Here is a 23094-nt window from a genome sequence, read left to right as displayed (position 1 = left end):
CTTTTTATCTCGTTTTTCCGCTAATGTGTGATCGATGTCCTCCAACAACTGTTGAAGCAGTTGACCATATTCTTTTTGCATATGCCGAAACAAAGATTGTTCAATGTCTTTCAATGTGACTCCATTTGTGATATAATCCTGCATGGGCTCTACTCCTTTCTTTGGTTGTTTTTTCGCACTTACTACCTTACAGGAGGAGGGCCCATTTTTCATCTATTTTGCTTTCACATCCAACAGATTCCTAATTATACTGAATTAGGAATCTGCTTTCTTTTCTCCCACAAACATTTTACTCATACAAAAGATACGGGATAAAACTTTAGTCATGATGATTTTCCGAAACAACAGACAAATAAAAAGCCACAGCAAGATTGCAAAATTTGTCGAAAACATCTTTTTCCCCCCTTGATTTTGTTTTACAATTCGAATAAAGAGAGGGGTGATGCAAATGAACAGAAACCATTTTTTGAGTCCCTAAAAAATCTAAAATTTTATTTTCTGTGAAGATAAATGGTTTATGAACCGTTATTTTCATGCTTGGGGGGCGAGAAAAACTTCCTCATGGGTGTTTTATATGGTAATTATTTCAACGATAATTACTCAGCTACAGTTTATTAGATAGTGAGGCAACAAAAAAATGCAAACAGAATTCACACCAAAGGAAAGTAAATGTTTTTTTATAATATTTTTATTACTTTTATTGTTAATTAATTTTTGTAAATACTTCTTTTTAATAACAAGGCTCTGTTAAAGAACATTGTTGATATTTGAAACCCAACCAAGTTCTTGCTATAATTACAATTAGAACAAATGTTCGGGATCGTTAATGATGGACAAAGCGTTCAGTAACCTATTAAAATACATCGACAAGTTACCCCATACTAAAAAGGAACAAGTATATCAATGGGTAAAACGTTATGTTGACCCGACCTCTTCCGTTGGTGGTAGATTGATTAACGAAATGAGGGAAACTCGTTTTAAAGATGGTTTCGAGTGTCCCCATTGTACATCTGAACACGTTGTTCGATTCGGAAAAGTCAAGGGTCGTCAACGGTATCGTTGTAAAAGTTGCCTTAAAACCTTTACGGATACGACTAACACCGTTCTTTATCGCACCCGAAAAGGTGATGAATGGATTACATTTGTGGATTGTATGTTCAAAGGCTACTCCCTGCGTAAATCGGCTGAAATCGTAGGGGTTACTTGGGTTACACTTTTTTACTGGAGACATAAACTGCTATCCGCCTTAAAGCAAATGGATTTTGACCATTTTGAAGGTATCGTTGAAGTTGACGAGACCTATTTCTTGTACTCTCAAAAAGGGCAACGTGGCATTACAGAACGGAAGCCTCGAAAACGTGGAGGAAAATCCAAACACAGAGGAATCAGCCACGAACAAGTATGTGTTCTTGTTGCAAGAGACCGTACAAAAGCAACCGTCTCCAAAGTATCTTGTATGGGGCGTATTGTAAAAACCAAAATTGAAACTATCATTGGTACTAAACTATCGTCTGACAATGTGCTTGTTACAGATGCTTGGAGAGCATACAAAACCTATGCAAAAGAAAAAGGGTTAAAGCATTACCGAATCAAATCCGATGATGGAAAGCACGTTATAAAAGGCTTATATCACATTCAAAATGTCAACAGTTTTCATTCTCGGATGAAGAAGTGGATTGACCGTTTTAAAGGTGTGGCTACAAAATATCTTGATAATTACCTTGCTTGGTTCTTGTTTATAGATAGTCGCAGTAATGAAAGCACAAAACACAATATCAAAGAGTTCCTACTATCCTCATTTGTATTTGAAATGACCGATACTTATGATAGTTTACGTTTATCTAAATTCAGTGTGTAATTTATGAATAAAGTTTTCTTTTCCGACTAACTAAACAGATTACGAAGAAAAAGGGGGAAACATATGCCACAAGAAAAGTATTGTTTAGGATGTGAATTAGCAAACAAAAAACTACCAGTTTATGTTGTGTACGAAGATGAGTATGTGACTTGTATCTTAGACCACGCTCCCTTTAATGATGGACATACTTTGATACTACCAAAGAAACATTTTAAAGAAGTGGAAGAACTCAATGTGGATACAGCAAATGCAATTATGAAGGCATCTATACTTGTTTCAAAGGCTATTAAGTTATTGTATAAACCTGATGGTATTACAATTTGTCAAAATGGTGGTATTTTTAATGAATTAACCCATTATCATATGCATATTGTACCAAGATACGAAAATCAGTCTTTTGCAGATTTTTACTTAGAAGATGAGACAGAAAATGATAATAAAGTAAAAAATCTTAGGGACGTAATGTTAAAATTACAAGAGGCAATATACGCTGTTAAATAATAATCTGTATCAGCTAACGATGGCGTTATTTCAAGAAAAGAAGAACTTTCTTAACTCCGAAGTTCCTAAATTTTTGTGCTATATCAACATTAACCTTTAACACAGCCAATAACAAAAATACGCCAGTACGGTTGGAGTGAGCCTTTAAAAGTAGACATGTATAAATCGGGAAAAAGATGTCCATACAGAAGACAGGAAGGAGCCGATGAACATGTCGAAAAAACAAAGAACTTATAAAAGCTATTCTTCAGAATTGAAGCTGGAAGCCGTTCAAAGAGCCTTGGCGGGGGAGAGTGTAAAAGTCATTGCACATCATCTTGAGATTACAGATCCTGACTATATTTATAAATGGATAGATCAGTATGAAATGTACGGGGAAGTAGGACTAAAACGAAAAGTTAGAAATCATTCTGAAATGGACAAGGATTTCATCATACAAGAACTAGAGATGGAGAATGAAATTTTAAAAAAGTATCTGCAAATTCTGAAAAGGGAGGGAAAACAGCGAAATTCAAAGTAGTAGACGAGCTCAAAACAAAATATCCAGTCGTTAAAATATGTGAAAAACTACAGATTTCAAAATCTGGTTACTATAAATACTTGAAAACGAAGGGTAAGAAGAAAAAAGAATCTAAGAAAGACCAATCATTAAAAGAATATATCTCTTTGATTTTCCATGAACACAAAGGGAGATATGGATATCGCAAAATTCACGCAGTTTTAAACAATCAATATCAACTACCTGTAAGTGAAAAAGTGGTACGTCGACTAATGAGAGAATTAGGATTAAAATGTCAATCTCGCATGAAACGAAAACAGCCAGTCAAAGTGAAAAAAGCAACTTCCGCTGGATATATTTATGAAAACCTATTAAATAAGAAACTTTTCCACGACACGTTTAAATGAAAAATGGGTCACAGATGTCACAGAAATTGCCGTGGAAGATAAAAAACTATTTGTTTCTGCCGTTATGGATTTACACAACAATGAAATTATTGGGCATCAGATTTCATCAACACACGATGTTCAACTTGTGGAAGATTCCCTATTGTATGCATTAGAAATCAGACACATCAAGGATTCTTTAATTCTTCATTCAGATCAAGGAATGCCATATCGATCAACAAGATGGAAAACGCTGATGGATACATTTTCAATCACACCAAGTATGTCGAGAAAAGCGAATGCGCTTGATAACGCATGCATAGAAAGCTTTTTCTCCTACCTTAAAACAGAGATGGAACAGGACTTGCGACGTACGAAAAGTGTGGAAGAGGCAACACAGCTTATCCATGATTACATTCGCTATTACAACCACCAACGGATACAAGGTGTTCTTCGTTATCAGACACCGACTCAATATGCAAAGGCTAGTTAACAACGAGCACCAGTGGGCTATATTTCCTCCTTCTCGTCTTACCAACCTCTCCTCAGAACTCCGTGGGGCTGTCAAGTGCTCTCCTTGACAGTTTCACGGGGTTCTGAGACACTAGGAAAACGACGAGAAAAGGAAAGGAACCAGAGTTTTATCACTCTGATTCCTTCACGTTAACTGAATTTATACTGTCTACTTTTCGGATCGCAGTGCACAGGCACTCTTGTCATGGACATCACGCAACCGTTAGCTTATTAGGCGGTGTGAATATCGAAACGGGAGAATTTCACCGTATGGAAACCAATCAATGCAATGCACAGGCTTTTCTGCAATTTCTCCAATACACCTTCTTGGACCAGTATCCGGATAAACATGTCGTGATGGTCTTGGATAACGCAAAAATTCATCGCGCCAAAATTCTTCAGCCTTTTCTACATGAGCACGAAGAACGGTTGACTTTGATATTCTTACCCCCGTATTCACCGAATTTAAATTTGGTCGAACGGATTTGGGGATGGCTGAAAGAGAGCGTGATTGCCAATCGGTTTCATGCCAATCGAAAAGAGTTGCGGGAATCGATTGTTTCGTTCTTGGAGCATCTCACTCAATTTCCAGAAAAAGTGCTCCAACGCATTGGACAGATAGTTATGTCGGAAAATTAATCTGAATCTATATAGTTTTAAAATAAAAACCTTGAAAGGCATAAAGCCAATCAAGGTAATATAATTTATTAGAAGCCTTCTTTTTGTTCCACTGATACATTGTATCTCAAATTCACAAATTACTTTAAAAGAAAGTTATAAATGGTATTTTAGCAAATACAAAATCATATCTCTAAACTTGTTACCTATTCTCTTCATCATACTCCAAAAATAGGTCTTGTAAATCTCCATTAATTGGTTCATTATTATCGTTAATTGTCACTTTAAACTCAATATCCTCTTCTCCTATTGATACTACCCCATCTAACACCCCTAAAATATTAGATACAGCATCCACTTCTACTTGTTCGATTATTTTAAATAATATTTCTTTATTTTTATCTGATAGTTCTGAATAAAACATCAATGCTTCTTTCCAATAGGGGTCTGTAACTTCATTAATATCAGTATTATTGAATATATCTCGATAAAAATTACGATTTTCTTTTATAATTGACTGATGTAAAAGTTTAACAAACTCTTCTTTATTCATATATCTCATCTCCTTCTCATCTCTGGATACAATTGTTTATTTAATTCAATTAATTTTCGAAGTTGAGAATTAGGAATGTCTGGATATACTCTTCTTAACTCCATTATATCTCTTGCTAATAATTGTCTTGCACTCTCAATTCCTTTTGAACTTCTCGAAACTATTCCCCTAGGACCTTTTCTTGTATGTCCAGCTTTTGGTACTAATATTGCTGGTGCATTATTTGGATCATAATTTCGAATGAATTTTTTCATAATTGCTTTTTGTCCAACATGATGTGCATCTAACCCCGGTACACCTTTTATTTCTTTATATAATCCTACACCATACTTACTAAATTTACCTGTATTTTTAACAAGTTTAAATTTTCCTCCACCAACAAAACCAATAGCTGCCGCAGCTGCGACACCTATCCATCCTTTTCCTGCCTTGTACGCCTTATACCCTTCATACGCCGCCAATCCCGCATTAACGACCATCCACACAAAATGCCCATCCGGATCGACCATCATCACCGGGTTGTTGTTCGCATACGTATACCCGTTCTGTGTCAAGATGTCATCGGCATCGCCTGGGTCTGGGTTCATGGACAAGAACACGCCATGGGTTGGGTGGTAGTATCGGGCAATCAAGTAGTAGAGCCCGGTCTCTTCGTCATATTGGTATCCCGCGTAGCGATACGGGTTTTCGTCTGCCATCTCACCGGATTTTGAAAGAAGCCGGCCCCATGTGTCGTACTCGTAACGAGCGACCACGTTTCCTTGCGCATCGGTTAAGGCGATGACATCACCATGCGCGTTGTAGTGGTAGAAGTACGTCGCCCCGCCTTTTTTCATCGCCAACAGCTGGCCGTTTTCTCCGTATACATACGATTGTACCACATTTCCGCTCGCGTCGGTTTCATACAGAACGTTGAGACTGTCGCCTTGGTAGTGGTAGTTCGTCACCACGCCATTCACGGTCTTTTGAATACGGCGGCCGTCTTCATCGTATTGGTAGGTCACAAACGGCGTGCTTTCGCCTTTTCGAGTGATAGAGACAAGCTGATCGGCGGCGTTCCATTCATATCGATACTGGCTGTCTTCGATCCGATTGCCGTTCGCATCGTACGTGATCGTTTCCTCGCCGAAACGAACCAATTGATTCGCCGCATTATAACCGGCCGTGATCGTCGTGGATAGTCCGTCTTTCGTTTTCACGATTTGCTTGCGATTGCCGAATCCATCGTACATATACGCGATCGTCGTTCCATCCGGCCATTGCTCTTCCACTAGTTGATCGAGCGCATCGTAACGGTAAACAATCGCTTCTCCTGTTGGGGACTCGATTTTCGTCCGATTGCCGTTTTCGTCATAACGGTACGTTTCCGCCAATAACTCGGTTCCATCTGCCGTCCCCACTGACAGACTTTTCACCAAGCCGCGGTCATCATACGTGAAGGTAGCGCCCGCTCCATTTCCAGTCGTAAACGTGCGAACGTGTCCTCTCTCGTCATAATCAAAGCGATACGTATACGCTCCGTCTTGAACGATGGTATTTTGGTCCAAGGCGTTGTATTGGTACGTAACCGTTTGGCTAAACGATCCGTGCGAGAATAGGAACTGTTGCAATTTATCCGAGGTGGTCGGATACGTCCATTTTTGCAATCCCCCGCGGTCGGACTGTTCGATGACCCGATTCGCCGAGTCAAATTTTCTTGTCTTCGTCGTGCCATCCTTTACATATTGCACAGACAGTTCGTTTCCGTTTTTGTCGTAACGGAATTCGTAATACGGAACTCCATTGTAAGAAATCGTGTCGACCCGTTCCGTTCCGTCGTACGTCCATTGAATTGTATTTCCTTTCGGCAAGACGGTTTTCATTTTATTGCCGTTCGCATCATATTCATTGGTTGTCACATCGTTAAGCGGACCGACCGTTTTCAGAAGTTTTCCCGTCTTATCATAAGAATAGGTAAATCTTTGTGACGGACCGCTGCTCGTTTGAATGACTTTAGAAGTCATGTGACCGTTCCAGTCATAGTCATAGTTGACAGAAGTTCCGTTCGCCAATAGGAGTTGTTTTAAACGATTGGATGGGTCATACTTGTACTGTTTTTGATTTCCCTTCTCATCGTATTCGCTCAACAGATTTCCTACGGCATCATAGTTCTTTTTCGTGACATACCCGGCTTCATCTGTTTCTTCCTCCACATAGTTGCCATTGGCGTCATACTTGTTTTTCGTTACGACGTTACCTTCCATCAAGCGAATGGCGTCAAACCAGACCGTTCCTGTGTAGTTTCCGCGGAACATAGCGGATATGTCCACTTTGTCAATCGGCTTCGACGGATGGATCGAAATGGCCGCACGGTTCCAATCTTGCGTACCGATCGGAAAATCAGCCGTATACGTTTGAGTCGTTCCGTCTACAAAATACACTTTCGCGGTAATGGAATAATCGCTTGCACTCACGGTACCATTGGCTTTGACATCCTGCGCTTTGGAAAGACCTGTGAGTGTCAGACGAAGCGGCGCATCGCTTGAAGTTTGCCCTACGATCACCGTCTGCTTATATTCACTAGCTGATTGTGTGGTGCTGGTTCTCGATATTTTGAGAGAGTAAGCCCCGTCGAACGACTCCGTATGATCGACGCTTCCGCCCGTTCCGCTCCAATTCGTCACGCTTCCTTCGAAGCTGCTGTTTAACACGGGATTATAGCTGGAAGAAACTTGGGCTTCCTCTAATTGAACATTATCAAACCATGCTTCCCCTGATGCGGTTGGTGATTGATGCTCGACCTCTAAATAGACGCGTACTTTCGCCACGTTCGAAGGAGTGGTAAACGTCACTTGCCGCTCTGTCCAAGGTCTTGTGCCTGCCAATTGACTATAACGATTGTCCGCCCAAGAAATTCGACGATTTTGGCTATCTAAAAATTCAACATTAAAGAACGCACTGGCTTTCGTTAAATTTGTTTTGATTTTTCCACTGAATGTGTATGTCACATTCGGTTTTACCGCAATTTCTTGCGTAGCGGCCACATAACCGGCTTCTGTACTAGGCGACGTCGAATTCACGGTGATTTTTAACGTCTTTCGTCCCGTCAACCCATTATAAACATTCGTATCTTCCTGTAACTGTCCGGAATCATACGAACGAAGCAGAGTCCAAGCGGTCGTTCCCTGTTCAAAGCCGTGATTAGAGAGTAAATTGGTCGCACTGCCCAATGCGTCACTTTCTTCAATTACATTTCCATAGGAATCGTACTTCGCTACAGAAGACGTTTTTCCCGATTGATCGGTTTCGGATACTGGATTTAAGCCATCATACGCGACCGTTGTCTTGTCTCCTTCTGTATCTGTCATGGAGATGACATCGTTATTTGGATTATACTGGTAGGTTTCAGTCCCATAGCGATCCTTCGCTGTTAACACATTTCCATTCGCATCGTACGTATATGATTCCGTCGGTGTAGTGGCCCCAACATCATTCGGATCGTATGATTCCTTTAAATTGTTGCCTTCATACAAATATTTCGTTGTAATATTTAAGCCGCCTACGTCATCCACAACCTCAATCGGATTACCCGCCTCGTTGAAAGTATATTGGGTTTGGCGGCCATTCGGCTTTTGTATGAGCAATCGCCGTTCCGTTGGATCATAGGTCAATGTGTATACATGGTCTTCGGAATCTCGTACTTGATGGAGCCTGTCACCATCGTACACGAACTGATTGACAACTGGCTGTTCCTCCGTATGTGTCGGCTCGAATACTTTTACTAGACGATCAATCTCATTGTATTCATATCTTGTCACTTCTCCGCCCGTCTGAGTCACCGTCGTTAACAAATCATTCGTGTAGCCATATGTCACCGTCCGATTCATCGGGCCTATGATTTTTTCGATCTTTCCGTCCGGACGATACTGAATGTCTAATTTTCTTCCCGATGCGTCCGTAATCGACGTAAGCTTTCCATTCGAATAACCGTACGTCGTTGCGTTCCCATGACCGTCGACAATTTTGGTTAACTTGCCATCGCTTTTATTAAAATACATTTTCGCTTGATCTTTCGACTTCACGATCCACTCAGTGGCGGTCTCGCTTAGCTCCAAATAAACACCGGTTGGCGCTTGATACGTTCCGTCGGCTCGTTTCATAAATATGTGAAGCGTCCCGTCTTCATCCGTAAATCGCGCTTCATTTCCTTGCGCGACGATGTTCATTTCCGCATCGCTGTGCCAGCCTTTTCCGAATAAACCGGTCCATGGAGACAAGCTATTGTAGGTTCTTGATAGAGCAAGTCCTGGCCCCCTACCTGAAATAGAAACATCTTGTTCATCTATCATGAGATTACCCGTAGCGGCATTGACGCTCCCATACGGCACATCGATGATCGACCAGTAATCTTCCTCCCCTAAATATTCAACCGCCTCAGGAATTTTGACCGTGAATGCCTGGCTCGAAAAGATGGTCTCACCGTCCGCATCATAGGCACTGAGACGGAACCAATAGCTCGTGCTCGTGGCGTATTTCGTTCCCATTTTCGCATACATTGGCGAAGGATCTCTCGGTAGTGTAAATTATCATTTTATCCCCGAATAAAATGATAATTTACAGTAATATATCCAAAAGAAAAACTTGAAAGAAAGGATGCCCTCGTGCGAAGGCATCCTTATTTTTTACTTCTTCAAGTTGTAGAACGTTTTTACTCCATCGTACACCGCTGTTTCGCCTAATTGGTCTTCAATGCGAAGCAATTGGTTGTATTTCGCCACGCGGTCTGTGCGTGAAGGAGCACCTGTTTTAATTTGACCCGCGTTTGTTGCGACCGCGATGTCAGCGATTGTGCTATCTTCTGTTTCACCAGAACGGTGAGAAATAACCGCTGTATAGCCTGCGCGTTTTGCCATTTCAATCGCTTCAAACGTTTCTGTTAACGTACCGATTTGGTTCACTTTAATTAAGATCGAGTTCCCTACACCTTGTTCAATACCTTGCGCTAATTTTTTCGTATTTGTTACGAATAAGTCGTCACCAACAAGTTGTACTTTTTTGCCAAGGCGCTCTGTTAATAACTTATGACCAGCCCAGTCGTTTTCATCTAAGCCGTCTTCGATCGAGATGATCGGATATTTGTTAACAAGCTCTTCATACCAAGCAACCATTTCTTCAGACGTTTTTACAACGCCTTCGCCTTCTAAATGGTATTTGCCTGTTTCTTTGTTGTAAAGTTCAGAAGAAGCAACGTCCATCGCAAGCATGACTTCTGTGCCTGGTTTGTATCCTGCTTTTTCGATCGCTTCAATAATTGTTTCAAGCGCTTCTTCATTTGATTTTAAGTTTGGTGCGAATCCACCTTCATCACCAACCGCTGTATTGTAACCTTTTGCTTTTAATACCGATTTTAAGCTATGGAAAATTTCCGCACCCATACGAAGCGCTTCACGGAAGTTTGGTGCGCCAACTGGCATAATCATAAATTCTTGAATGTCAACGTTGTTATCTGCATGCGCACCGCCATTTAAAATGTTCATCATTGGCACTGGCAACGTTTTTGCGTTAAATCCGCCTAAATATTGATATAAAGGAATACCTAAGTAATCGGCAGCTGCGCGCGCGACAGCCATCGATACGCCAAGGATGGCGTTCGCACCTAATTTTCCTTTATTTTCTGTACCATCTAAAGCGATTAATGCGCGGTCAATCGCTACTTGCTCTGTTACATCGTAGCTACCGATTAACGCTGGCGCGATCACTTCGTTTACGTTTTTCACCGCTTGTAATACCCCTTTTCCGAGGTAACGACCTTTGTCGCCATCGCGCAATTCAACAGCTTCGTATTCTCCTGTTGATGCTCCGCTTGGAACGAGCGCGCGTCCAAATGCACCAGATTCTGTGTATACTTCTACCTCTACTGTCGGATTACCGCGAGAGTCTAATACTTCACGAGCATAAATGTCAATAATTGTTGGCATCGTTCATCTCTCCTTTAGTTTATTTTTGAATTAACGTTTTTCCTGTCATTTCTTTTGGTTGTTGTAAGCCGAGTAAATCGAGCATCGTTGGCGCCAAGTCGCCTAAAATACCGTCTTGGCGAAGCGTAATGCCTTTTTTCGTGACGATGACCGGCACCGGATTTGTCGTGTGCGCCGTATTTGGGCTGCCATCTGGATTTAATACTTCATCTGCATTTCCGTGGTCTGCCGTAATGATCGCAATACCGCCTTTAGCGATGATTGCATCAACAACTTTTCCTAAACATTCGTCGACCGCTTCAACTGCTTTAATTGTCGGTTCTAACATTCCAGAGTGGCCAACCATATCAGGATTTGCGTAGTTTAAAATGATCGCATCGAATTTGTCCGCTTCAATTTCTTTTAATAGCGCTTCTGTCACTTCGTATGCGCTCATTTCTGGTTTTAAGTCGTATGTTGCCACTTTTGGCGAGTCAATTAAAATGCGCTCTTCGCCAGGAAACTTTTCTTCACGACCGCCGCTCATGAAGAAAGTAACATGTGGATATTTTTCCGTTTCTGCAATACGCAATTGCTTTAACCCGTTTTGTGATAATACTTCACCGAGCGTATTATCAAGGTTCGTTGGCTTAAATGCCACGTACCCTTTTACTGTTTCACTAAAGTGTGTTAAGCATACGAAAAACAAGTTTTTCGGATGTTTCGGTCCGCGATCAAATGAACGAAAATCATCGTTCGTAAACGTATTTGAAATTTGAATCGCACGGTCAGGACGGAAGTTGTAGAAAATGACCGCATCGTTATCTTGAATCGTCGCGACTGGTGATCCATCTTCACGAACGATAACAGATGGCAAGACGAATTCGTCATAAATGCCATTTGCGTAAGAATCATCGATGCACGCAAGCGGATCACGGTATGATGGACCTTCACCATATACCATCGCGCGATACGCTTTTTCTACGCGCTCCCAACGTTTGTCGCGGTCCATGGAATAATAACGACCAGATAGCGTAGCGATTTCGCCCACACCAATTTGTGCAATTTGTTCATTTAACTGTTGAATATACGTTTTCGCTGTTTGTGGACCGACGTCGCGTCCATCTAAAAAGCCGTGAATATACACATGTTTGACGCCTTCTTTTGCTGCTAGCTTCAAGAGGGCGAACAAATGATTAATATGGCTATGCACGCCGCCGTCTGAAAGAAGTCCGAAAATGTGCAAATTCGTTCCATTCTTTTTCACATGATCCATCGCTGCTAAAAACGTTTCGTTGCGCTCAAATTCGCCTTCACGAATGGCGATGTTGACGCGCGTTAAGCTTTGGTACACAATGCGACCGGCCCCGATATTTAAATGGCCAACTTCCGAGTTCCCCATTTGTCCTTCAGGAAGTCCAACCGCTTCACCGCACGCCGTTAACGTCGCATGTGGATATTCATTCCAATATCGATCAAAGTTTGGCTTTTTCGCTTGTGCAACCGCGTTACCAAACGTTTCTTCACGAAGAGCAAATCCGTCTAAAATAATTAATGCTACTGGTTTTTTGCTCATTTTCCTGCCTCCACGAGTTGTAAAAACGATTGTGGTTGTAAGCTTGCACCGCCAACGAGTGCACCGTCAATATGCTCTTCTGCTAAAAATGCACCGATATTTTCCGGTTTCACGCTACCACCGTATTGAATGCGCACCGCATCAGCAGCTTGTTGTGAAAATGCATTGGCAATCACTTGACGAATATAGCCGCATACGTTGTTTGCATCTTCCGCTGTAGACGATTTTCCTGTTCCAATCGCCCAAATTGGTTCGTAAGCAATAACGACTTGTTTCACTTGCTCTTCTGTTAAACCAGCAAGCGCTTTTTCAACTTGTGCGCCGACCACTTCGTTTGTACGATTGCTTTCCCGTTCTTCTAACGTCTCACCGCAACAAACGATCGGTACAAGTCCATGTTTAAATGCCGCAAGTACTTTTTTATTTACTGTTTCATCTGTTTCTGCAAACATTTCACGGCGCTCTGAATGACCGATGATGACATACTCTACACCGATATGTTTTAATGCAACAGGGCTAATCTCCCCTGTAAATGCGCCTTGATCTTCAAAATGCATATTTTGCGCACCAATTTTTACATTCGTTCCTTTTGCCGCTTCTACTAAATGAGCTAAAAAGAGCGCTGGAGCACATACAACCGTATCGACTTGTTCGTTTGAAGGAACGGCATGCTTCACTTCTTCAATAAATTGAAGCGCTTCTTGTAGCGTTTTATGCATTTTCCAGTTTCCTGCAATAATCGGCTTTCGCATCGCTTTTAACCCCTTTCTTACTTATCGTTCAACGCGACGACACCTGGAAGTTGTTTTCCTTCCATAAATTCAAGCGACGCACCGCCACCTGTTGAAATGTGATCCATTTTGTCTGCAAGTTCAAATTTCTCAACTGCCGCTGCCGAATCGCCGCCACCGATGACCGTATATGTACCTTCTGCATCAGCAAGCGCTTGAGCAACTGCTTTTGTCCCTTCCGCAAACGCATCCATTTCGAATACGCCCATCGGGCCGTTCCAAATGACAAGTTTTGATTTTAAAATGACGTCGCGGTACAATTCACGTGTTTTCGGACCGATATCAAGTCCTTCCCAGTCGCTTGGAATTTCATCGATGTTCACTACTTTTTTGTTTGCATCGTTTGAAAAATCGTCCGCAACGACTGCGTCAACAGGCATATAGAAGTTCACGCCTTTTTCTTTCGCCTTTTCCATAAAAGATTTTGCAAGTTCGATTTTATCTTCCTCTAATAATGATTTTCCGATTTCGTGGCCAAGCGCTTTGACAAACGTGTAAGCTAACCCGCCACCAATAATTAAATTGTCAACTTTGTCTAATAAGTTTTCGATTACCCCGATTTTATCTTTTACTTTCGCACCACCGATAATTGCGGTGAACGGACGATCTGGATTTGACAATGCTTTTCCTAATACTTCGATTTCTTTTTCCATTAAGAAGCCAGCCACAGCAGGTAAGTGATGAGCAATCCCTTCCGTTGATGCATGTGCACGGTGAGCGGCACCAAACGCATCGTTAACGTATACGTCAGCGAGTTCTGCAAATGCTTTCGCTAACTCTGGATCGTTTTTCTCTTCACCAGGATAGAAGCGAACGTTTTCAAGCAATAACACATCGCCTTCATTCATTTGTGCAATCGCAGCTTTCACCGCATCGCCATACGCTTCATCCGTTTTTACGACGCGCTTGCCAAGCAGTTCGCTCAAACGTTCTGCCACAGCATTTAAACGCATTTCTTCAACAACTTTCCCTTTCGGACGGCCGAGATGGCTTGCTAAAATGACTTTCGCTCCTTGCTCCATCAAATATTGAATGGTTGGAAGCGCGGCGCGAATACGCGTATCGTCAGTAACGACACCGTTTTGCATTGGCACGTTAAAGTCGACGCGACAAAAGACACGTTTCCCTTTCACATCAATGTCACGAACTGTTTTTTTGTTCATGGAAAGGCCTCCTTATTCGTGTGGTACATAGAAAGGGAGTGGGGATGATCCCCGCTCCCCTTCTCGGTATTTCCAACTATTTATTATAAACCGTTTTGGGCAAACAATCCAAAAAATTATAAGCCTTTTGACGCAATGTATGCAGCAAGGTCAACAACGCGGTGAGAGTATCCTGTTTCGTTATCGTACCAAGAAAGAACTTTCACCATGCGACCTTCCATAACCATTGTTGAAAGTGCATCGATTGTTGAAGAAGCTGTTGAGCCGTTGTAGTCACGAGAAACAAGTGGCTCTTCGCTGTAAGCAAGAATACCTTTTAATTCACCTTCTGCCGCCGCTTTTAATGCTGCATTTACTTCTTCAACTGTTACTTCTTTTTCGAGTTCAGCAACAAGGTCAACAACAGAAACGTTTGGTGTTGGTACGCGCATTGCCATACCGTTTAATTTTCCTTTTAATTCAGGCAATACAAGTGCTACGGCTTTCGCTGCACCTGTTGATGTTGGAATGATTGATTCCGCCGCTGCACGCGCACGACGCAAGTCTTTATGTGGTAAGTCAAGAATTTGTTGGTCGTTTGTATATGCGTGAACAGTTGTCATCATTCCGCGGATAATACCGAATTTTTCATGCAATACTTTTGCAAATGGCGCTAAGCAGTTTGTTGTACAAGATGCGTTTGAAATCACATGATGGTTTGCTGGGTCATATTTGTCTTGGTTTACGCCCATTACGATTGTAATGTCTTCATTTGTCGCTGGTGCAGAAATGATTACTTTTTTCGCACCTGCTTCTAAATGTTTCGCTGCATCTTCACGTTTTGTGAAGCGTCCTGTTGATTCAACAACGATGTCAACACCAAGATCGCCCCATCCTAAGTTTGCTGGGTCACGTTCTGCTTTTACGATAATTTCTTTTCCGTTTACAACGATGTTATTTCCGTTTACAGACACTTCTGCATCTAATGTGCCGTGAACAGAGTCATATTTTAAAAGATGTGCTAACGTTTTTGCATCTGTTAAGTCGTTTACTGCTACTACTTCAATTTCAGGATTTTTTAATGCTGCACGAAATACGTTGCGGCCGATACGACCAAAACCGTTAATACCAATTTTTACTGCCATCGTTTTTGTCCTCCTTTGGAATTGTAAGGATATATTTTAGAGGGATGAATCATCCCGTACTAACTGTTTTGCTGCACCTTCATCTGTAATTAAGATGCACTGATTCGCCTGTTTTATATACGCTTGAATTGCTTTTGCTTTCGAAGCTCCTCCTGCAACCGCGATCACGCAAGGAACGTGGCGTACATCTTCGAGCTGAATGCCAACTGTATTTACTTTATGCACGACGTCTCCGTGCTGATTAAAGTAATATCCAAACGCTTCCGCCACCGCTTCGTTTTGTTCAATTTTTTTCATTTCTTCTGGCGGCGTTTTTCTTCGTTCCGCCATCGTTTTCGCATCGCCAATTCCGTGAATGACGATCGTTGATGATTTAATTAATTCTAGTACTTCTCGAATCGCAGGTTCTTCAATAATCGATTGATACGTTTCAGCACTTAGCTGGTCAGGAACATGTAACAAACGATAATGCCCCATCGCTTTTTCAGCCATGCGCGCACAAATCGTGTTCGCTTGGTTTGTTACATCTTCTCCAAGCCCACCGCGTGCTGGAACGAATAACACATCGCGATATTTTAGGTCGGGTGTCATCATTTCAGCAACAGCAGCAAGGGTTGTTCCACCCGTCACCGCAACAATGTCATTCCCTTTTAGCGAATGTTTTATTCGTGAGACACAAGCTCTTCCCATTTCTCTTTTCACCCAAGGAGACTGGTCGCTATCACCAGCAACGACAATGACGTCTTCGACAGGAAGCTTCTTTTTTATTTTTCTTTCTAATTCTTTCAGCCCTAATACTTCTCGCATCATATCTTCTAGCTGTATGAGCACATCATTTCCTTCAGCTGTAATGCTCATGCCTGCAGCTGTAATATCAAGTAAATGTTGCTCTTTTAAAAACTGCACTTCCGAACGTAAAACGCGCTCGCTAATGCCTAAGTTGAGCGACAACGTTCGTCGTCCGATCGGCTGCATTAACCGAATGTGCTGCAAAATTTCATATCGCTTTTGCATAATCACGAGAAGATCAGGCAACAATTTTCGTTGAACATCAATCCATTGTCGCATGCTCTTTTCTTCCTTCTTTACTCTCTTTTTCTTTTGTAGGACGTTTTAAGTCCCACCATGACGTATTGTGTCCCACTTTGTGTAAAAAAATTCACCCCTGCTACAACTTCATTGTAACAGGAAGTGAAACATTGTTCAACTGCTTCATTTTTGTTGTAATCGCTTTCTTATGACATCTTTGTGAATGCGGCCATATGCAATCATCTCTCCATCGACTTCAATGACCGGAATGATGAGATGATACTGCTCAAGCAATTGTTCGTCTTTGTAAATATCGACTTCTTCCCATTCCACTTGTAACTCTCGAAGAATCGCTTTCGCCTCATCACAAAGACAGCAATTTTCTTTCGAATATACGATCACTTTCATGTTTTTCCCCTCTTACGCATATTGCTTTCGTTTCGAAGCTGGCGGAATGTGAAGCTGTTCGCGATATTTTGCAACCGTCCGCCGTGCAACACAAATATTGTAACGTTGTTCAAGTAAATCAGCAATGTTTTGATCAGAAAGAGGTTTTTGGCTATTTTCTTGTTTAATCAGTTCAGCAATTAAACTTTTTACTTTTTCTTGCGACGCATCATCCACACCACTAGTGAAAAAGCGACGCATTTCAATTAACCCATGAGGCGTTTGCATATATTTATTTTTTACTGCGCGACTAACTGTCGATTCATGCATGTTTAATGAAGCAGCAACATCACGCATCGTGAGCGGTTTCATATGGAGCGAACCTTTTTCAAAATAATCGCGTTGCTTATCGATTAACTCGAGCGTAATTTTCTCCATCGTCGTCGCTCGTTGAGTTAAACACCGCTGAATCCACTGAAACTGCTGCCTTTTTTCTTCGATATATTTTCGAACATGCGGATCGTCCGTCTGTACTTTCCGTTCATACGCTTCATTCCATACAACCGTTGGAATGATTTCTTCATTCATCGTCACCGTCCATGTTCCGTTATCGTATGAAACGATGACATCCGGTACAATGTACGTCATTTGCTCATCATTATATAAACTTCCTGGACGTGGATGAAGCGTGCGAATCAGTTCCCACACTCGTTGTAAATCGCTTAATTCCACACCTAGTTTCGCTTTTATTTCTTTCCACTTTTTATTGACAAACGGTTCAAAATACTCCGTGACAATGGTCTCCGCTAACTCATCCCTTTTTGGAAGACGAATGAGTTGTAAATATAAACAATGTGACAAATTTTCCGCTCCTACTCCCGCTGGATCAAGTGAACGTAACATATGCAGAGCATTTGACACAACCGTTTCTTCCAATTGAAGATGGCAAGCCGCCTCCGCAATCGTCGTATGCAAGTAACCCCATTCATCAAGCGAAGCAATTAAATAATCGAGCGCTTTTTTATGCTCATTCGATACACGCATACCGACAAGTTGGGCATGCAAATGGGAAGGAAGCGAATGTTTAAAAGCGCTTACATTTTCGATATAATCCATCCGATCTGTTTGCTCACGCCGCCTATGAATCGGCCGTTTTCGCTCGCGCAGCTCGATAAATGGATTTTCAAGCGCTTGTTCGTGTAAAAGCGATTGCAATTCTACTGTCGAATATTGCAACAATTCAATCGCTTGGACAAGCTCTTTTGTCAACGCAACTTTTAGTTCTTGTCTTTGCGTTAATTGCATCTCCATTCATGCCATCTCCCTTCATCCTCATTTTATCATCTCGATCAGAAAGAGACGATAAAAACATATTGGATGTTTTTTCTACTATGCATATGCATCGAAGGCATGTTATCATTCTTATAGAACAAGCGAGCAAGCCTCGCAACATTCATCTATTCGTCCGGTGCGGCACACCGGACTTTATTTTTGTAAACAAAAACCCTGCTTGCGACGCAAGCAGGGTTTCATAACGCCCTCGGCAGGATTCGAACCCACGCTAAGAGAACCGGAATCTCTCGTGCTATCCACTACACTACGAGGGCATAACGATAAATGCACTTACCATTATAGTGAAGAAGAAAAAAAAATGCAATAGCCATGACGTTTAAAATTTCGGAAAGCGGAAACGATGAAAGAAGGGATGATGAACAAAAAACGCGAATACATATAAGCAAAAGGGATTTCATTTGACCTTTATTGACCTTTTTTGTATGATAAAAGTACATAAAAAAAACGAATGATCGGAGGAGGAAGAGTATGAACTTAATTCCTACAGTTATTGAACAAACAAGCCGCGGGGAGCGCGCCTATGACATTTACTCCCGTTTATTAAAAGACCGCATTATTATTTTAGGAAGCCCGATTGACGATCATGTCGCCAACTCGATCGTTTCTCAGCTTTTATTTTTAGCAGCTGAAGATCCTGAGAAAGACATTTCTCTTTACATTAACAGCCCTGGTGGATCGATTACAGCAGGCATGGCAATTTACGATACGATGCAATTTATTAAACCAGACGTATCGACCATTTGTATCGGTATGGCGGCTTCTATGGGGGCGTTTTTACTTGCGGCAGGTGCCAAAGGAAAACGTTTCGCATTGCCAAATAGTGAAATTATGATTCATCAGCCGCTTGGTGGCGTGCAAGGTCAAGCGACAGAAATCGAAATTGCGGCAAAACGCATTTTATTCTTGCGCGATAAATTAAATCGTATTTTGTCTGAAAATACAGGGCAACCAATTGAAGTCATTGAGCGCGACACAGACCGCGACAACTTTATGACAGCAGAAAAAGCAAAAGAATACGGCTTAATTGACCGTGTATTGACACGCGTCGATGAAAAGTAAAACAAGGCGGCCATCCCGCCTTGTTTTTTTATGATTCTTGTTCAACATATTGAACGAGCTTGTTTAACGCCTCTTGTTCATCGGATCCATTCGCATAAATCGTAATGACCGCCCCTGTATGAATCGCTAAACTCATGACACCCATAATACTTTTCGCATTCACTTTTTTTCCATCTTTTTCGATATATACATCAGCTGAAAAGCGGTTCGCTTCTTGAACAAACAACGCGGCTGGACGCGCTTGCAGTCCTGTTTTTAAGCGTACTTCCACTTGTTTTTCTACCATTATGCATTCCTCCCATAGTTTACAAAGATTTATGAAAATCAATCGGCTGACCGGCGCGAAGCCGTTCCGCAATTTCATCTAATTTGCGCAGACGATGGTTAATGCCAGATTTACTAATTTTCCCCCCAGAAACCATTTCCCCGAGCTCTTTTAACGTTACATCTTGATATTCGATGCGCAATTTTGCAATTTCACGAAGTTTTTCAGGTAGTTGATCAAGGCCAATCGTTTCATCAATATAACGAATGTTTTCGACTTGACGTAACGCTGCGCCAATCGTTTTGTTTAAATTCGCTGTTTCGCAATTGACAAGACGATTGACAGAATTACGCATATCGCGCACGATGCGCACATCCTCAAATCGCAGTAACGCTTGATGTGCTCCGATAACGCTTAAAAACTCGGCAATTTTCTCCGCTTCTTTTAAATACGTAATAAATCCTTTTTTTCTTTCTAATGTGCGGGCATGTAAATGAAAAGCCGTGTTCATCAGTTCACAAAGCGATTCGTTATGCTCACGATACAATGAAAAGATTTCTAAATGATAAGACGATGTTTCCGGATTGTTGACGGATCCCCCTGCTAAAAAGGCACCACGCAAATACGAGCGCTTGCAACATTTTTTTTGCACAAGCTCTGGTGAAATGGAACGGACGAAAGAAAATCCTTCTTCCATAATTTTTAAATCTGACAATAACTCATGCGTCCCTTCTACCACGCGTACAATATACACGTTGTTTTTCTTCAGGCGCATCTTTTTACGAACAAGTAGTTCGACCGCTACGTCGTACCCTTTTTTTAATAACGTATAAATTCGCCTTGCAATCGCGGCATTTTCCGTTTGAATATTTAACAATAAACGGCGATTGGAAAACGAAATCGAACCGTTCATTCGAATTAAGGCGGACAATTCCGCTTTTAAACAACACGTTTTTACTTCGATATTCGTCAATTCTTTTTTTGTTTCCGATGCAAACGACAACAATCTCACCTCCTATGAATATGTGCCGTGCGAAGGAGGTGCAAGGAGCGAAACGAGCAACGCCGCTACTTTTTTTGTATCGTGACGCACCGTTCCATCTCGCTCATCGATGATCGCATCACAAATGACTTGTAAACCGAGCGCTTCTAACTTTGCCGTATCACAAACGACAGGCGCAGCCAATTCTTTTGCATATCGCTCCTTTGTTTCTGGCAAAATCGGCGCATCGTTTACAATGATTGCATCTAAAAATGCACACGCCATATGATCATACAGCGCTTTCACATGATCGCTCGCTGTATAGTTTAACGTTTCTCCCGCCTGAGTCATGACGTTGCATATATATACTTTTTTCGCTTTGGATTGACATACCTCTTCGCCAAGTTTAGGAACGAGTAAGTTCGGTAAAATGCTTGTGTACAAACTCCCTGGACCAATGACGATTAAATCAGCTGTTCGCAATTCGGCAATCGTTTCATCTAGCGGTTCAATGTTTGCCGGAGTTAAAAATACACGCTTTATTTTCTTTCCGGAATACGGAATTTTCGACTCACCTGATACAATTGTCCCGTCTTCCATTTCCGCATGCAACACAACGCTTTCATTTGCTGCCGGCAACACTTTTCCACGCACATTTAATACTTTTCCCATTTCACGAACCGCGCGCACGAAATCGCCAGTAATTGACGTCATGGCCGCTAAAATTAAGTTGCCGAGCGAATGACCTGATAACCCATTTCCGTTTTCAAAGCGATGTTGAAATAATTCAATAATTAGCGGCTCCACATCTGAAAGAGCAGCAAGCACATTTCGAATATCTCCAGGTGGAGGCATATCGAGTTCATCGCGCAATCTTCCTGAACTGCCACCGTCGTCTGCAACAGTCACGATCGCTGTTAAGTCAACATTATATTGCTTTAACCCGCGAAGCAATACAGGAAGCCCCGTTCCTCCACCAATCACAACGATTTTTTTCATTGGTGCGTATCCTTTCTTTTCGCAATATCTCGATGTGACACGTGCGTTGTATATTCGTCTGCAAAATAACGCCCGATATACTCCGCTAACGTAACAGACCGATGCTGTCCGCCTGTACATCCGATCGCAATTACCACTTGACTTTTCCCTTCTCGTTTATAGTGAGGGAGCATAAACGCCAGCAAATCTGTTATTTTTTCAATAAATTTTTGCGTTTCCGTCCATTTTAATACGTAAGATGATACTTCTTCATCTAATCCTGTTTTTGGGCGCATATGTTCAATATAATGCGGATTCGGTAAAAAACGAACATCAAAAACGAGATCGGCATCAATCGGTAGACCGTATTTAAACCCGAATGAAACAACATTGACAGAAAAAGTTGTCGTTGCTGGCGTTGCAAATGTTTGAACAATTTTTTCACGCAGCTCCCGCGGTTTTAAGTTAGACGTATCAATAATCATTTGTGCGCGCCCTTTTAATTCTTCAAGCAACTCGCGCTCCAACTTAATTCCTTCAAGCGGCAATCCGCTTGGCGCAAGGGGATGAGAACGGCGCGTTTCTTTATAACGGCTGACGAGCGTCGCATCGCTTGCATCTAAAAATAAAATTTGTGGAGTCACCCATGATGTTTCTGCTAAATCATCTAGCGCGGCAAAGAGACGGTCAAAAAAGTCACGGCTCCGCAAATCCATGACGAGTGCAATTTTATTCATTTTATTTCCTGATTCACGAATTAATTCAAGAAACTTCGGCAATAAGGTCGGCGGTAAATTATCGACACAAAAATAGCCTAAATCTTCAAAACTTTGGATAGCTACCGTTTTTCCTGCCCCTGACATACCGGTAATAATAACCATTTGAATGTGCGCTGAACCTGTGCTCATCTTTCTCTCCCCTTTCTTTAACTCGGATCCAGTCGGTAAGACAACAGCTCAAATTCCTCTGTATACGTAAACGTGCCGTACATGATTCCTGTTCCTTTAATAACATAATCAATAATATGGTAATCGCCCGGCGCCATTGGAAGCGTTGGAATGTGCTCAATTGGATGCCAAGCAAGTTCCCCTTCTTCACATTGTAATACGTTTTCACCATCAAAATGTTCCGCAAAAAATGTGAACATCATCCACTCCGAAACGACTTCTTCTCCTCGTTTCATGACAAATGTAAATACCCCTTTTAATTGCGGGTTTTTAATATAAATGCCTGTTTCCTCGCGATATTCGCGCACACAAGCTTCTCGTACTGATTCTCCTTGCTCCATTTTTCCACCCGGCGCCACCCACCAGCCACGCCGAGGCTTTTTCAACAATAGAACGTGTCCGTCTTTCACTAATACGCAGTTCGTTACTCGTTGCAACGTCCGTTCACCTCAATAATGAATATGTTTTTTTCATTATACTATTTCTTACAAACGGTCACAAAGTATAAATTTTGAAACGTTTTCATCACATAAAAAAGAAAGCACGGGACGAAAGCCCGTGCCAACAAGTGTATAT

At 41.8% G+C, this 23094-nt stretch carries 21 protein-coding genes, 1 tRNA gene and 1 pseudogene; 7 read left to right on the top strand and 16 right to left on the bottom strand.

Annotation, left to right across the window (positions count from 1 at the left end):
- The first annotated feature begins 829 nt into the window (after positions 1–829).
- The 6 genes from JV16_RS07820 (at position 830) to JV16_RS07800 (ending at position 4396) form a co-directional block, all read left to right on the top strand.
- On the top strand, positions 830–1858 hold the full coding sequence (locus JV16_RS07820; RefSeq protein WP_042535070.1) for an IS1595 family transposase: 1029 nt from the start codon (positions 830–832) through the stop codon (positions 1856–1858).
- Between the two features lie 63 nt (positions 1859–1921).
- Positions 1922–2359, top strand: a complete 438-nt coding sequence (locus tag JV16_RS07815) for an HIT family protein (protein ID WP_013401174.1) — start codon at positions 1922–1924, stop codon at positions 2357–2359.
- A 211-nt stretch (positions 2360–2570) separates the two neighbouring features.
- Positions 2571–2879: a helix-turn-helix domain-containing protein gene (locus tag JV16_RS07810; RefSeq protein ID WP_042535081.1), complete on the top strand. Its 309-nt coding sequence runs from the start codon at positions 2571–2573 to the stop codon at positions 2877–2879.
- An 80-nt stretch (positions 2880–2959) separates the two neighbouring features.
- A complete protein-coding gene (locus JV16_RS16180; protein WP_160289322.1) occupies positions 2960–3265 on the top strand; it encodes a helix-turn-helix domain-containing protein in 306 nt (101 codons plus the stop codon).
- Positions 3234–3737: an IS3 family transposase gene (locus JV16_RS15520; protein WP_152616118.1), complete on the top strand. Its 504-nt coding sequence runs from the start codon at positions 3234–3236 to the stop codon at positions 3735–3737. The genes JV16_RS16180 and JV16_RS15520 overlap by 32 nt, the downstream gene beginning before the upstream one ends.
- Positions 3738–3943: 206 nt before the next feature.
- A complete protein-coding gene (locus JV16_RS07800; protein ID WP_275451380.1) occupies positions 3944–4396 on the top strand; it encodes an IS630 family transposase in 453 nt (150 codons plus the stop codon).
- A gap of 181 nt (positions 4397–4577) precedes the next feature.
- On the opposite strand, the gene JV16_RS07795 is transcribed toward JV16_RS07800, so the two are convergent.
- The 11 genes and pseudogenes from JV16_RS07795 to JV16_RS07745 all read right to left on the bottom strand — a co-directional run bounded on the left by JV16_RS07795 (position 4578) and on the right by JV16_RS07745 (position 18541).
- The gene (locus tag JV16_RS07795) at positions 4578–4928 is read right to left on the bottom strand and encodes a transposase (protein WP_006324125.1); all 351 of its coding nucleotides are present in this window, start codon (positions 4926–4928) and stop codon (positions 4578–4580) included.
- Between the two features lie 320 nt (positions 4929–5248).
- Positions 5249–9484: pseudogene (locus JV16_RS07790) on the bottom strand (RHS repeat-associated core domain-containing protein); the annotation flags it as partial.
- 105 nt (positions 9485–9589) lie between these two features.
- Positions 9590–10885, bottom strand: a complete 1296-nt coding sequence (eno, locus tag JV16_RS07785) for a phosphopyruvate hydratase (RefSeq protein ID WP_009362285.1) — start codon at positions 10883–10885, stop codon at positions 9590–9592.
- A gap of 19 nt (positions 10886–10904) precedes the next feature.
- Positions 10905–12440, bottom strand: a complete 1536-nt coding sequence (gene gpmI / locus JV16_RS07780) for a 2,3-bisphosphoglycerate-independent phosphoglycerate mutase (protein ID WP_009362286.1) — start codon at positions 12438–12440, stop codon at positions 10905–10907.
- The gene (tpiA, locus tag JV16_RS07775; protein ID WP_009362287.1) at positions 12437–13192 is read right to left on the bottom strand and encodes a triose-phosphate isomerase; all 756 of its coding nucleotides are present in this window, start codon (positions 13190–13192) and stop codon (positions 12437–12439) included. Before tpiA ends, gpmI begins: the two co-directional genes overlap by 4 nt.
- 17 nt (positions 13193–13209) lie before the next feature.
- Positions 13210–14394, bottom strand: coding sequence for a phosphoglycerate kinase (locus tag JV16_RS07770; protein WP_042535065.1), 1185 nt, complete (start codon positions 14392–14394; stop codon positions 13210–13212).
- A 116-nt stretch (positions 14395–14510) separates the two neighbouring features.
- On the bottom strand, positions 14511–15518 hold the full coding sequence (gene gap / locus JV16_RS07765) for a type I glyceraldehyde-3-phosphate dehydrogenase (RefSeq protein WP_009362289.1): 1008 nt from the start codon (positions 15516–15518) through the stop codon (positions 14511–14513).
- 36 nt (positions 15519–15554) lie between these two features.
- Complete coding sequence (locus JV16_RS07760; RefSeq protein WP_009362290.1) at positions 15555–16586, bottom strand: sugar-binding transcriptional regulator; 1032 nt, start codon at positions 16584–16586, stop codon at positions 15555–15557.
- Between the two features lie 144 nt (positions 16587–16730).
- Positions 16731–16955 (bottom strand): glutaredoxin family protein, encoded by a 225-nt coding sequence (locus tag JV16_RS07755; RefSeq protein ID WP_009362291.1) that lies wholly within the window; start codon positions 16953–16955, stop codon positions 16731–16733.
- Positions 16956–16967: 12 nt separating this feature from the next.
- Positions 16968–18245: an RNA polymerase factor sigma-54 gene (rpoN, locus tag JV16_RS07750; protein WP_042535063.1), complete on the bottom strand. Its 1278-nt coding sequence runs from the start codon at positions 18243–18245 to the stop codon at positions 16968–16970.
- Positions 18246–18469: 224 nt separating this feature from the next.
- Positions 18470–18541 (bottom strand) — tRNA-Arg (locus tag JV16_RS07745).
- A 181-nt stretch (positions 18542–18722) separates the two neighbouring features.
- On the opposite strand from JV16_RS07745, the gene clpP reads away from it, so the two are divergent.
- Positions 18723–19346 carry an ATP-dependent Clp endopeptidase proteolytic subunit ClpP gene (clpP, locus tag JV16_RS07740; RefSeq protein ID WP_272947709.1) on the top strand — a complete coding sequence of 208 codons (624 nt, stop codon included), beginning with the start codon at positions 18723–18725 and terminating at the stop codon, positions 19344–19346.
- Positions 19347–19374: 28 nt separating this feature from the next.
- Here clpP and JV16_RS07735 read toward each other — a convergent pair whose 3' ends face one another.
- From JV16_RS07735 to JV16_RS07715, 5 genes are read right to left on the bottom strand one after another with little or no spacing between them, the layout of a single operon-like run.
- On the bottom strand, positions 19375–19632 hold the full coding sequence (locus JV16_RS07735) for an HPr family phosphocarrier protein (protein WP_009362293.1): 258 nt from the start codon (positions 19630–19632) through the stop codon (positions 19375–19377).
- Positions 19633–19651: 19 nt separating this feature from the next.
- Positions 19652–20614 carry a DNA-binding protein WhiA gene (whiA, locus tag JV16_RS07730; protein ID WP_042535060.1) on the bottom strand — a complete coding sequence of 321 codons (963 nt, stop codon included), beginning with the start codon at positions 20612–20614 and terminating at the stop codon, positions 19652–19654.
- 12 nt (positions 20615–20626) lie between these two features.
- Entirely contained in the window at positions 20627–21592 is a 966-nt protein-coding gene (locus JV16_RS07725) for a gluconeogenesis factor YvcK family protein (RefSeq protein ID WP_042535058.1), read from the bottom strand.
- Positions 21589–22479 carry an RNase adapter RapZ gene (gene rapZ / locus JV16_RS07720; protein WP_019417458.1) on the bottom strand — a complete coding sequence of 297 codons (891 nt, stop codon included), beginning with the start codon at positions 22477–22479 and terminating at the stop codon, positions 21589–21591. The genes JV16_RS07725 and rapZ overlap by 4 nt, the downstream gene beginning before the upstream one ends.
- A gap of 17 nt (positions 22480–22496) precedes the next feature.
- Positions 22497–22955, bottom strand: a complete 459-nt coding sequence (locus tag JV16_RS07715; protein WP_009362297.1) for an NUDIX hydrolase — start codon at positions 22953–22955, stop codon at positions 22497–22499.
- Positions 22956–23094: the final 139 nt, after the last annotated feature.

The sequence above is a fragment of the Anoxybacillus ayderensis genome (assembly GCF_000833605.1).
GTDB classification, from domain to species: Bacteria; Bacillota; Bacilli; order Bacillales; family Anoxybacillaceae; genus Anoxybacillus; species Anoxybacillus ayderensis.
Note: the sequence above shows the minus strand (reverse complement) of the source record. Positions and strands in the feature narration are given on the sequence as shown.

Excerpts from the sequence above, each read along its gene's own strand:
- rpoN (WP_042535063.1), bottom strand. The coding sequence starts at position 18,245 with ATGGAGATGCAATTAACGCAAAGACAAGAACTAAAAGTTGCGTTGACA.
- tpiA (WP_009362287.1), bottom strand. The coding sequence starts at position 13,192 with ATGCGAAAGCCGATTATTGCAGGAAACTGGAAAATGCATAAAACGCTA.
- gap (WP_009362289.1), bottom strand. The coding sequence starts at position 15,518 with ATGGCAGTAAAAATTGGTATTAACGGTTTTGGTCGTATCGGCCGCAAC.
- JV16_RS07755 (WP_009362291.1), bottom strand. The coding sequence starts at position 16,955 with ATGAAAGTGATCGTATATTCGAAAGAAAATTGCTGTCTTTGTGATGAG.
- eno (WP_009362285.1), bottom strand. The coding sequence starts at position 10,885 with ATGCCAACAATTATTGACATTTATGCTCGTGAAGTATTAGACTCTCGC.
- JV16_RS07760 (WP_009362290.1), bottom strand. The coding sequence starts at position 16,586 with ATGCGACAATGGATTGATGTTCAACGAAAATTGTTGCCTGATCTTCTC.
- JV16_RS07795 (WP_006324125.1), bottom strand. The coding sequence starts at position 4,928 with ATGAATAAAGAAGAGTTTGTTAAACTTTTACATCAGTCAATTATAAAA.
- rapZ (WP_019417458.1), bottom strand. The coding sequence starts at position 22,479 with ATGAGCACAGGTTCAGCGCACATTCAAATGGTTATTATTACCGGTATG.
- JV16_RS07770 (WP_042535065.1), bottom strand. The coding sequence starts at position 14,394 with ATGAACAAAAAAACAGTTCGTGACATTGATGTGAAAGGGAAACGTGTC.
- JV16_RS07725 (WP_042535058.1), bottom strand. The coding sequence starts at position 21,592 with ATGAAAAAAATCGTTGTGATTGGTGGAGGAACGGGGCTTCCTGTATTG.
- gpmI (WP_009362286.1), bottom strand. The coding sequence starts at position 12,440 with ATGAGCAAAAAACCAGTAGCATTAATTATTTTAGACGGATTTGCTCTT.
- JV16_RS07815 (WP_013401174.1), top strand. The coding sequence starts at position 1,922 with ATGCCACAAGAAAAGTATTGTTTAGGATGTGAATTAGCAAACAAAAAA.
- JV16_RS07810 (WP_042535081.1), top strand. The coding sequence starts at position 2,571 with ATGTCGAAAAAACAAAGAACTTATAAAAGCTATTCTTCAGAATTGAAG.
- JV16_RS07820 (WP_042535070.1), top strand. The coding sequence starts at position 830 with ATGGACAAAGCGTTCAGTAACCTATTAAAATACATCGACAAGTTACCC.
- JV16_RS07735 (WP_009362293.1), bottom strand. The coding sequence starts at position 19,632 with ATGGTAGAAAAACAAGTGGAAGTACGCTTAAAAACAGGACTGCAAGCG.